The organism is Burkholderia sp. lig30 (genome assembly GCF_000687455.2).
In the GTDB taxonomy this organism is placed as follows: domain Bacteria; phylum Pseudomonadota; class Gammaproteobacteria; order Burkholderiales; family Burkholderiaceae; genus Burkholderia.
Genome location: NZ_JGVW01000055.1, coordinates 38,025 through 48,323, shown reverse-complemented (window position 1 = coordinate 48,323; position 10,299 = coordinate 38,025). Strand labels below are relative to the sequence as shown.

The following is a 10,299-nucleotide window of genomic DNA, read 5'->3' as shown; positions in this document are numbered from 1 at the left end:
GCCCGCGCATTTGCAGTGTCAGCGTTAGTTCCGGTCGCACGGAAAAACTGGTTGCGAAGATCGGGGAGTCTGAACGTGCTGTTGCCGTTGTCCACGAAGGTATGCGTGCCAGCAACCCAGTTCGCGGCAGTCACAACCAGCCCTTGATCCTGCGCCCATCCCCACAGGCCCGGATAGGCCGCCATACTGACCGAGCCGCCGACCGCGTCCAGATGCTGGATGAGTGGCGTAGCGCGCGCACTAAAAAGCGGGTCGCCACACAACTGTGACCGATATCCCGTGAAATGGGCGCTCGCTGACCACGTCCAGATCTCGGCCACCTCGGTGACAAGGATCGGTCCGACATTCTGCGTTGGAAGTGCAGCGATCGAGTAGGAGCTGACGACTTCCTGCATCTTGATAATCTTCACCAGTGCCTTTAACAGCTGGCCGTTATCAGCAGGATCAAGCTCCATCCCGGCGCCCTCGACCACACCCACGACCTCTTCCTGCATCGACTGCATGTACGCAGACGTGACGATCGTGCCTAGCGCCCCCGTCGAATCGTCACCTGCATGAAATGCGCCGTCCGGCGTATTAATCCGCTGCATGCTTTAACCTTGATACGAAAATGAAACGTACGTGTGACCCGGCTTCAGATCATTGAAAAGCTGTTCCAGCATCGGTTCCGAGAACGACAGTAACCGTTCGCCAACAGCACTCTGGCCGACCCGAAAGTAGTAGCTGACGCTTGGCTTTCCCTGTACCACTACGCGCCAACAATAGATGATGTCCTCGACGTAGAGGGCGTCACCGATTCGACCGGAATCAACCCGGAACGGCTGCGGCTCCACGATGTCAATCGTGTATCCGAGGCTCGACGCGAGTTGCTTGAAATACGGAATCGACAATCCACCTGTCTCATTGAGCTTGGCGATCACAAACGTCAGCCGCTGCTGCATCGAGGCACCCGAAGATGGCGTGATCGCGAGCAGACGTTCCCAGTCGGGCAGGAATTGAATCGACACGAACGACGGAATCGCCGCTTCCTGAATCATGGCAAGCGCGGCCTGTGCCGCGTCAAGCGCTGATCCTTCGGCCTGCAGGTCAGCAGCCAAATTCGGTGCGGTCGCGTCGTAAGAGACCGGCGGCATCAACTGGCCGAGTAGGTCAGCGTGCGTCGTCATGGCTACGCTCCCATCGGATTCACCGTGATGCGTCCGATACGGCACCACTCAACCTTGTCCGCACCGACGTCCGGCACGACATTGGCGGCGGGGGAAGCCAGCACGTAGTCCACTACGCCACTGATATCGTTGACGATCCCACCGATGTGGTTTCGGATCGCACTGGCACCCGGAACAATCGACAAGTCGTACACGGTGAGCGCGCTGTTGATAGCAGTCGTCGCATCAGCGAGTGAGATGCCATCGAGCTGCACGCCGACGACCACGTCATAGGACTTGATCGTCGGCGCAAATACGAGCGAGTTTTTTGCAGAGACAGGCCGCACGTCGTCGATGTGCGCCTGAGCAGCATCGATCGTTTCCTTCGAGGGCATTCCCGTGGCCGATACGATTGCAACATCGATCGTGCCAAGACCACGCCGCAGCGGATACACAAAGGCGCCCGTGACACCCGGCACCTCCATTGCCCAGTCCCAGTAGTCGTACTTGTTTCCGCCGGCGGCCGGTTTGCGCATCCTCACTAGGAGACGCTGCAGCAAGCTCTCCACCGTTTCCTGATCGGTTCCGCCAGTGATACCCGTGTCTCCGGTCACTGTGATCGATGCATCCACCCCAACCGGCGGAACGGTCAGTGTGAGTTTATCTCCCGACGCGCGGCCACCAGCTGTTCCAGCGACTATGGCTCTCACCGTGACCGTCGCCGCTCTGGACGCATCGAACACGCCGCCCGATGTCGTCACGTACTGGGTACCGTCGGAGAACTTCGCAGCTAACCCGCTCGCGAACTCAACGCCAGGCGTCCCGGTGATCAGCGCCGGCCCCGATGCGTACTTTGCATCCTTCAGGTAAAGGCCGCGTAGCGCTGCATGGCGAATTACGTTCGCCTCGTCGGCCGAATCGGGAAAGACCTGCTTCGCGCCCCATTGTCCGTACCCATATAACCCTTCGATCGCGCTTCCGGTCGCGGCCGCCCGTATGAAGTTATCGGAGTCGGAGTCGATGTCGATCTGCTGGTCGGTCTGCAGATTCTGCCTGTCGCGCAGGATGTTGTCGCGAATCTGCGCTGCGGTGAGGACGGTCGCCGGCATCAGGAAACCTTCACGGGGTGCTGGAAGTGTTGCGGATTGCCTGCTGCATCCACAACGTCGATGATCAGGATGAGCCAGCCGGTCTCGCCTGGCATTGGCGACACCGACACCCTTTGCGCGCGGCCGTTTTTAACCAACGGATTGAGCGCCTGCTGCGCGTACTGGACAGCAAGGGTGTGCACGCGCGAAACGTCTTTTTCGCGCTTGAGCAGATACAGCTTCGACCCGATGTCGGGTGCCGCCCAGTAGAAGCCGAGCGGCGTTTCAAGGCGGATATACACCGCGTTCTGCAGCGACGTGGCGCGCGTCCCGGTGTAATCGCGGGTCTTCGGGTCAAGAAAGGCATCCATGCCGGCGATTCTCCGTGCGAGGCATGAATGAGGGGATACTGCTGGGCTTCAGTAGGCGGGTTACTGTTCCGCCGTCGTCATACCGCCCAGACTGTCTTTGTGGCGATGGCCACTCTGAGATTTTCCGTTGATGAACACGTCATCGGTGACGTTAGCCGTACCGTCAATATCGATCGCGTGCTCCCTGCCTTCGCCTGCCTTTGCCGCTAGACCACCATTCGCCGACGTCAGACCGCTCACGGCCAGCTCCGGCGTGTCCGCGTCAATGGAATCCGCCTTGATTGCCATCTTCTTCGTGTTGATGTTCACCTCGTCGTCCGCGTCGATGTTTAACGTCTTCGTTTTAACGTTGATTACGCGGCCGCGATTCAGGACGACGGAATCTCCCTCATCGCTCGATATTGCGACCTCTCCGCGCATGAGTTGCTTGAACCGATATGCACCATGCTCGGTCGCGATGATGATGCCGTGACCGGTCTTTCCGCCGATCGGCAGGATAACCGCCATCGTCCCGTCTGGCGGGTTGCTGCTGAAGCCATAGTGCTGCATGTATTCGAGGTCAGTCATTGCCTCCCCGGACAGACCTTCTCCTCCGACGATCTGCACCGGCCCATCACTGGACACACTGTTGACCACACCTCGAAATGCTTGTCGGACGCCAGCCAGTGCGCGCTGGATGCGCTTGTCGATATCCCCGATCATTTGCTCACCGCGGTATGACCGCTCGCGTCGGTCGTGATGATTTCCAGCGGGCCACTATGCCCCTTGTGGCGATGCTTGCGGCCGGAATGGGGGTGAGCGTCCGGCACCCATACGCCATCTTCCTTGAGCGTCAGTGTCGTACGCGCACCAGGCGAACTGTCGCGCCCTCCCGTGAAACGCCTGCCCATCAGGAAGTACACTGCGTCGATACCATACTCCTCCCAGATCACGTGGACGCGCTGACCCGGCTTCCAAAGCACGCCATCGCTCGTTCGATGACCTCGCACCGACGCCCTCAGCGTGTGCGCGTGCAACGCCGAATCGGAGATGATCTTGCGCGCGCGCGACTCGCATGCTGCAAGATTCGGCGCATCGTGATCGACATACACCTTCGGGCGGTACACGGTCACGCTCGGATCTTTAACCGTGACTTTCATCGCATTCTTGCCTGTTCCGAGATGTGTGCCGTGCGCCTGGCCAAGCACCGTGACCTCGGAGTAACGCTCCTCGATCGAATCGTCTTCATCGAACCACTCGACGTTATTGCCCTTGCCGTCTTCACGCAGGATCAAGCTCGCGACCGGCTGCGCGTTATAGTCCGGGCCACCGATGACCAGCGTACCATCCGGATCGAACCACGGCCACAGGCCGACGCCTTCGGCTGCATGCTGGAGTGCATCCCACGCAGTTTCACCGGGGTCGATGCTGATCTTGTCCCATCCCGGCACCTCCTGTGCAGTGTCGATGCGGATTTTCTGGATGCCGAGCGGACGTACGATGTTGGCGACGACCTCTTCGAGTGAAACCTGTTTCGCCGTGAAGATTGGCGCTGAGCAGTCGCGCAGGATCGCAGCGAGATCCCGGCCGGAAATCGAAAATGACTTACTGCCTTTCGCCGTACGCCGCCTCACGTAACCGACATAGCCGACCAGTACGGTGTCTCCGCCGACTCGAACCTGCACGGCCGCTCCCTTGTTGATGTCGGCCGGCATCGTGCCATTCGGTCGGGACAGCGTTACCTCCCATGCGTCAGCCGGCACCAGCAAGTCCGAGTCGATCGAGTATGAGGTCCACTCCCTGTGGGCCTTGCCGCCGATCAGTACAGAGATGTCATTACTTGGCGAAAGCACGTAGCACCTCTCCAGTTGCAATGAAATTCGGGTTCTTGATCGATGGGTTTAGGCGCAGTAACTCGGCCGAGCGCGTGTAGTCGCCGTACCATCGGAATGCGAGGAGCGTTAGGTTGCATGGAGAAGGCACCGTGCGCGTGATGAGCGGCGGCATCGCGTCAATCGTGCTGACCGCGAGCTGCTGCACGGACAGCGCCACGGTGCGCAGCGCTTCCGCCACCGGTCTGGTCTCGTTGAGATCGCCCGATGCGCTAACGGCATCGATGGCATCCTGCAATAGCGAGCGGGTATCGTTCGTGATCTGCTCGATCTGCTCGGGCGTGAGTGTCGGTGCTGCCACCTCGTTGGCAAGCACGTCAGACGCAACGCCAGCGACGGTCGTGGCAACTCCGATCTGCACGATAGCATCGACGGTCTTCAGATCGCCGGGATCGACCGATACCGCGTTAGTGCGTGGCGGCGAGTATGGCTGCGCCGGATCGACGGGACCATTCGGGATGGTTGCGGCTGCTGCTGCACCAGGCATCGTCACCGGCTGTCCGCTCGATGCAGCACTCGGCAGTTTGATCACGGTCTGCATCTGTTCGAACATACCACCCCAGTCGGACATGATCGAACCGACATCGAACGAACGCAGATCTGCCATGCCGCCGACAAGGCTGGTCAGATCACCGACAAAAGCCGACGGAAATTTCAGATAGTCGAGGGCAGTGGTCTCGAGTCCCTTCACCAGCGACTTGATAGGGCCGAGCGTACCGCTGAGCACGTCGCGGAGCGCGTTCAGACGCCGCAGCCCAGCCTTTGCCGCGTTAAGCGCAGACATCGCCTTCGAGAACAGGCTACCACCGGCCGACGCCGCATCCTGAGCGTGTTGGGCCGTCGCGTCGGCCACCTGCGTCGTGAGCTTCTGCACGAAAAACGGATTGCTCGGCGTCGACGCGGCAAAGCGCATCTCAATGAGGCAGTGATCGACGTTCTCGGCGTCATGCGAAACGTGGCCACCGAGGAACTGCATGTTCGGCATACTGCCGAACACCGGATGGATCAGCTCACCCACACCCTTCATTGCTAACGCACCGAGGAAGTTCTGCAGCTTCGACTCGTAGTCGTCGCCCCAGAATACGGCCGTCAGGTTGACCTCGTTGGCCTTCTGCCCGAGATCGACGATATCCTCGCCGTCGACGTTTGGATAGCTGTAGCGCGCCACATCACGGGCAATTGTGTCATCGGTGCGCTGGCAGTCGAACACGACGCCGCGGAACGATGCATCCTGCAAAGTGTCTTTCCACGCCATGTTATTGCCTCAATGCCGCCTTGCGGTTCATCGTCTGGATGGTCTCGAAGAACGGTATGCCATCCAAGTTGAAGACCAAATGTGCCTCGATCGGTGCAGGTTTCTCGTCCTTCTTCTGCGCGAAGATTGCATCACCGATCATCTTGCCGATCTTTTCTCCCCAGTCGTGACCGAAGTAGCCGCCCGCAGCACCGCCGATGAAGCCTAGCGCCGTGCCCACGCCGGGCACGACCGATCCTACTGCGGCGCCTGCCGCACCGCCGGCGAGCGCGCCCGCGACGCCGCCACCAACCCCCACATAGGCCGCCTTTTTCTGCTCGGCGCTCAAGCTCGAATCGTTCGCGACCGACATCGCCTCGAGCCCGCCGGCCAAAACGGTAAGCGGGGCAGCGAGCCGGCCTGCCCACTTCGCACCTGCAAGCAGGCGAGATCCGCGCGATGCATCCGCGCCCAGTGCGCCAGCTTTCGCGAGTGCGGCGGCATCAGCGGCGCCTTCGGCCGCCGCAGCGGCTGCGCCACCTCCACGGAACCCGTCTCGCAGGATGCTGACCGAGGCGGCCGCCGTCAGCGCGGCCGTGAATACCTTGAGGCCATCGGTTGCACCCACCATCGCTGTTGTGATGCCAGGGTATTTCTGCGCGTACTCGGTAAGCTTGCTCGCGACGTCGCCCAGTTTGCTGTCGACGCCTTGTAACGCGTCCTGCTGAGCGAAGGTTTTCTCGTTATCGAGCTGCTGCGTCTTGAACGATGCCGTACCCGAGATGAGAGAGAAGTTCCCATCCACTGCTGACCGGGAATCATTGACCTGGGCCACGACCTGCTTACGGTAATCGGCCTGATTCATGTACGCCACCAACGCACCGAGCGCCTGCCGATCATGAATCAGTTTGCCGATCGCTGAACCCTGAAGCAGATCCGCCTGGCTCGCGAGAATATCCCGACGCTCACCCTCAGGAGCTTTCGCGAGCTGCGCCTGCAACTTCTGATAGCGCGAGTCCTTTGCAATAACGCGTTCGACGATGCCTACGAACGCATCGAGCGGATTCACCCCTTGTGCGCGCGAAGCCGACAGACTCCCAGTCAAGTCAATGCCGAGAGTCTTGGCCTTGTGCTGCGTGTCCGACGAGTTGAGCTTTTCGAGCAGGTTGACGAGGTTGTTGCCCGCCTCATCCTTCGTGCCGGACGTGATGACCGATGCCTGGTTGGCGACGAGTAGCGAGCTGAAGTCCTTCAGACCCGACATCCCAGCCGTTTTCGCGATCGCCATCTGTTGCGGCAGCCACTTCGCCATATCCTTCAGTTCGAAGCCGCCGGCTTGACCCGCTTTCAGGGCCATGTCGAGCGCGCGCGGGATCTCCGATTCCTTGATCCCGAAGTTCTGCATTGCCCGGATCGCGATGTTCCCCAGCTCGTTAGGATCTGCGCCGGTCGCCGTCGCGAACTTCTGAAGCGTCGGCAGCATGTTGATCGCTGACTTTTGGCTGATCGCGCCTGAGGCGAGTAGGTTGTCCAGCGTGTCGGCCGCCTGCTCGCGCGAGCCGCCGCCGTACCGAACCGCCCCGACGATCGCATTGTTCAGCTCGACCATGCCAGCGCGTCGCCCAGCGACGTCTCGATCCGAGAAAGCTGTATTGGCCATCATCGCAATACGCCGGTCATATCCCATCGTCTCGCGCACGGCCGGTGCGGCCACCATGACTCCGGCTGCGCCTGCGGCGATTGCACCACCGGCCTGCCACATCGCACCAACGGCACGCCCGCTGCGCGCCATGCGTCCCTCAATCTGCTCGGTGTTGCGCAGCTCACGGTTCAGCGCTCCTACGCGCTGCGCAAGTGCACCATACGCACGTGCCTGCTCGTTGACCGACGCGAAGCCGGCGCGCGCGAGGCGGTTATAGGCTGCTACGTTCTGGTCTATTTCGCGGCGAATGGCCTGATCAGAGCGCGCGCTGAGTTGCGCGCGCGCCTCGGATGAGCGCTGCGCCGACGTGCGGATCATCTCGTCGGCTCGCACGCTGGCCTGCACACGTGCCTGCGCCGTACGCTCGGCCGAGACGAGCGTACCGTGGTCAGCGCGGACGGCCGCAGCCTCGGTTTGCTCAACCGAACGCTGGACGTTCCGTCCAGTCTGTTGCGCAGGACCAGACGCCTCGTCGTGCCATTTCGCGGTGAGCCCGACTTCGAGATCGCGGGACATACGGTTAATCCGGTTGAGTTTTTAACGCCGTCGGCGCTGCCTTGGTTTTCGACGCAGGCTGCGGATGGTGCGAGGCCCTGCGTCGTCGTCGATCTTCACACCACGAAGCTGGGCGATGGCGTTGATCCATGCGCCCATCTCCACGATGCTCATGCTGCGGAATCGCTCTTCCCCGACTCCGTGCTGTCCGAGGATGGCGGCTGCGAGTCGGATTTCGCGGAGCCGCTCTCCGGCTTCGGCCGCAGCCGCTTTTTTTTGAGCGCGTCCTGCGCCGCCTGCAGCAGGTCGAAATCGTCGGATACGGCACTGCCGAGCAACTCCGGCGTGATCGATTCCGTCGGCACCGTACCGAGCGATACCAGGCAAAGCGCAAGCAGCGCCGTATTGACGCGCATGTTCGACACGCCGCCGCCGAGAATATCCGGCCGCTCGTAGACGTCGATATGGTCCTCGACCGTGCCGAGACGCATCTCGAAGTCGTAGTGGTACTGTTCGCTGCCGGCCGGGAATTCGACACCGTACTTCAGCTCACCCTTTATCGTTTCGTTCATTCGTTCACCTTGTCGGCCGCGAACATTGTCAGATCGCGACGCGCTTCGTTGTCAGCCGTGTATTGATCGCTCACGGTAATCGTGCAGCAGTCTTGGTAGGTCATGCGCTTTCCCCCAGGCGTCACCGGGAAGATCGTGATCTTCGCGCCCTCGAGGTTTTCCCAGTCGATCGTGTCGCCGCCGACCGGGATCACGACCGTCACCTTCAGGTTGTACTTGCGCACGCCCCGCGAAAATCCCTTGACGCGGGCCTTGCGGTTCATCGTGATGACCGGCTTCGTACCGGTATCGACATCCGGGGAAACCGACACGACGTCGATTTCCTGGCTGTCGACTTCCATCACGATGGCACCGACGTACTCTTCTAATGCCATGATGTGCTCCCGTTGTGATTACTGCAGGTACAGGTCGACCACGGCCGCGAAGACGTGCATGCCCGGCACGACCGGCGCCGGCAAGCGGCCGTTGAGCTGGCCGATACTCTGCTCGTCCTTCTCGAAGATGAACTGGTCTTTGTAGATATCGATGTCCTGCAGGATTTCGAGATCCTCCAGCTTGTAGGCAACGTCGAGCATCTCGCTGCGCACCTTCGGCGGTGTGCGCTCGGACAGCTTCGAGCGCGGGAAGCGCAGGGAGAATCGATCACGCCACGCCTTGCGCGAGTAGTCGAGCGAGCGAATCGTCGTGATGTCGAGCAGTGCCGGATCGTCGACACCCTGCGGATTGACCAGGTACGTGCTGACAGCGCGCTTGATCTGCACCGAGTTTTTGTCCGGCCCGACTTCGAGCGGCGTGAGGCCGTTGTGCAAGGCGAGTTCCTTTTCGGTGCGACTCGCTTGCGATGCTTCCGGCACGATGTCCATGCCCGCGATCGGCAACGTATTGAGCGGCATGGCCGGATCGGATTCGCTGGCAATCACTGCACCATAGCCGGCGGCGATCTGGGCCGGGTGGCTCACCGAGTTCGGATACCAGCCGATCGTGATGCGACCTTCGTTGATCTGGCTGGCCAGCGTCGAGCTGGTTGCAAACGATCCGGTGAGGCCGGCCGCCGCAATCGCGGGGCGCTGTTCCATCGCCCCCGAGATCGCTTCGACGAAGCTGCGCGTTTTGGTGAGCGCATCCAGCGTCGACCAGCATGGCGCAACGATGTTGTATTTCGACGCGAAGATGCGATCGAGAGCCGGCTCGATATCCGGGTCGTTCAAGCCGCCGGACATAGCGACGATCCCAGCCGTGATGCCGCTCGCCTGATTGAGCTGCGACATGGCGATACCGTTTCCGGTTTCACCCTTGTTCTTGGCGGTCAACGTCAGTACCTCGGCGGCCGCTGCCGCGCTCACATGCAGCTCCGGCAGTTGTGCGATAGCTGCAGCCATCGCAGCTGCCACGTTGACGGCTGTATCGCCGATATTGACCGCTACGTCGACGCGCGTACGGCCGATGAACAGCGCAAACGCACCGGCGGACGTTGCCGTACCGTCAAACGTCACTTTGCCCACTGCCGGCTGTCCGGCAGCTGCGTCGTCGACGGCGATCACCGACAGATCCAGATAGCGGTTCGCCGTGAGCGCAGCCACGACTGCCATGTGCGCGAGCGATCCAGCGCCGAAATACTTTGCGGCCGCCGCTTCATCAAATACATTGGTCGGCGTGAGTGCCGGCACCGTGCCGCCTGCGAGGCGCTGGCCAACGATGATCATGCTCTGTTCGTTGGTCGGCAGCGTGCGGAGGGCGAGCGTGGTGTTGTACTCGATGTACTGGCCCGGCGAGCGCGTACCCGACGGAATCGTGCTGAAGCTGATGTTTTTGCTGGACATC

At 61.2% G+C, this 10,299-nt stretch carries 12 protein-coding genes; all 12 read right to left on the bottom strand.

Translation table 11 applies throughout. The annotated features are described in order from the left end of the window. Positions 1 to 590: hypothetical protein (locus LIG30_RS06125; protein ID WP_038710536.1), on the bottom strand; the 590-nt coding region annotated here is incomplete at its 3' end. A 3-nt stretch (positions 591 to 593) separates the two neighbouring features. Further along, positions 594 to 1,166, bottom strand: coding sequence for a YmfQ family protein (locus tag LIG30_RS06120; RefSeq protein ID WP_038710535.1), 573 nt, complete (start codon positions 1,164 to 1,166; stop codon positions 594 to 596). Positions 1,167 to 1,168: 2 nt separating this feature from the next. Further along, positions 1,169 to 2,254: a baseplate J/gp47 family protein gene (locus LIG30_RS06115; RefSeq protein ID WP_038710533.1), complete on the bottom strand. Its 1,086-nt coding sequence runs from the start codon at positions 2,252 to 2,254 to the stop codon at positions 1,169 to 1,171. Then, positions 2,254 to 2,604, bottom strand: coding sequence for a phage GP46 family protein (locus LIG30_RS06110; RefSeq protein WP_038710531.1), 351 nt, complete (start codon positions 2,602 to 2,604; stop codon positions 2,254 to 2,256). The genes LIG30_RS06115 and LIG30_RS06110 overlap by 1 nt, the downstream gene beginning before the upstream one ends. Before the next feature lie 60 nt (positions 2,605 to 2,664). Beyond that, positions 2,665 to 3,306, bottom strand: coding sequence for a phage baseplate assembly protein V (locus LIG30_RS06105; RefSeq protein ID WP_038710530.1), 642 nt, complete (start codon positions 3,304 to 3,306; stop codon positions 2,665 to 2,667). Next, on the bottom strand, positions 3,303 to 4,436 hold the full coding sequence (locus LIG30_RS06100; RefSeq protein ID WP_038710529.1) for a phage baseplate assembly protein: 1,134 nt from the start codon (positions 4,434 to 4,436) through the stop codon (positions 3,303 to 3,305). Before LIG30_RS06100 ends, LIG30_RS06105 begins: the two co-directional genes overlap by 4 nt. After that, positions 4,420 to 5,730, bottom strand: a complete 1,311-nt coding sequence (locus tag LIG30_RS06095) for a DNA circularization protein (protein WP_038710527.1) — start codon at positions 5,728 to 5,730, stop codon at positions 4,420 to 4,422. Before LIG30_RS06095 ends, LIG30_RS06100 begins: the two co-directional genes overlap by 17 nt. 1 nt (position 5,731) lies before the next feature. Continuing rightward, positions 5,732 to 7,927: a phage tail tape measure protein gene (locus tag LIG30_RS06090; protein ID WP_038710525.1), complete on the bottom strand. Its 2,196-nt coding sequence runs from the start codon at positions 7,925 to 7,927 to the stop codon at positions 5,732 to 5,734. A 21-nt stretch (positions 7,928 to 7,948) separates the two neighbouring features. Next, positions 7,949 to 8,080, bottom strand: coding sequence for a hypothetical protein (locus tag LIG30_RS27445; protein ID WP_268760689.1), 132 nt, complete (start codon positions 8,078 to 8,080; stop codon positions 7,949 to 7,951). Beyond that, positions 8,077 to 8,478: a hypothetical protein gene (locus LIG30_RS06085; protein ID WP_038710524.1), complete on the bottom strand. Its 402-nt coding sequence runs from the start codon at positions 8,476 to 8,478 to the stop codon at positions 8,077 to 8,079. The genes LIG30_RS27445 and LIG30_RS06085 overlap by 4 nt, the downstream gene beginning before the upstream one ends. Continuing rightward, positions 8,475 to 8,852, bottom strand: coding sequence for a hypothetical protein (locus LIG30_RS06080; RefSeq protein WP_038710522.1), 378 nt, complete (start codon positions 8,850 to 8,852; stop codon positions 8,475 to 8,477). The genes LIG30_RS06085 and LIG30_RS06080 overlap by 4 nt, the downstream gene beginning before the upstream one ends. A gap of 18 nt (positions 8,853 to 8,870) precedes the next feature. Beyond that, positions 8,871 to 10,298 (bottom strand): phage tail sheath C-terminal domain-containing protein, encoded by a 1,428-nt coding sequence (locus LIG30_RS06075; protein WP_038710521.1) that lies wholly within the window; start codon positions 10,296 to 10,298, stop codon positions 8,871 to 8,873. Position 10,299 lies beyond the last annotated feature (1 nt).

Bases quoted from the DNA above. Each gene is read 5' to 3' on its own strand.
- LIG30_RS06120 (WP_038710535.1), bottom strand. From the start codon at position 1,166: ATGACGACGCACGCTGACCTACTCGGCCAGTTGATGCCGCCGGTCTCT.
- LIG30_RS06115 (WP_038710533.1), bottom strand. From the start codon at position 2,254: ATGCCGGCGACCGTCCTCACCGCAGCGCAGATTCGCGACAACATCCTG.
- LIG30_RS06110 (WP_038710531.1), bottom strand. From the start codon at position 2,604: ATGGATGCCTTTCTTGACCCGAAGACCCGCGATTACACCGGGACGCGC.
- LIG30_RS06105 (WP_038710530.1), bottom strand. From the start codon at position 3,306: ATGATCGGGGATATCGACAAGCGCATCCAGCGCGCACTGGCTGGCGTC.
- LIG30_RS06095 (WP_038710527.1), bottom strand. From the start codon at position 5,730: ATGGCGTGGAAAGACACTTTGCAGGATGCATCGTTCCGCGGCGTCGTG.
- LIG30_RS06090 (WP_038710525.1), bottom strand. From the start codon at position 7,927: ATGTCCCGCGATCTCGAAGTCGGGCTCACCGCGAAATGGCACGACGAG.
- LIG30_RS27445 (WP_268760689.1), bottom strand. From the start codon at position 8,080: ATGAGCATCGTGGAGATGGGCGCATGGATCAACGCCATCGCCCAGCTT.
- LIG30_RS06085 (WP_038710524.1), bottom strand. From the start codon at position 8,478: ATGAACGAAACGATAAAGGGTGAGCTGAAGTACGGTGTCGAATTCCCG.
- LIG30_RS06080 (WP_038710522.1), bottom strand. From the start codon at position 8,852: ATGGCATTAGAAGAGTACGTCGGTGCCATCGTGATGGAAGTCGACAGC.
- LIG30_RS06075 (WP_038710521.1), bottom strand. From the start codon at position 10,298: ATGTCCAGCAAAAACATCAGCTTCAGCACGATTCCGTCGGGTACGCGC.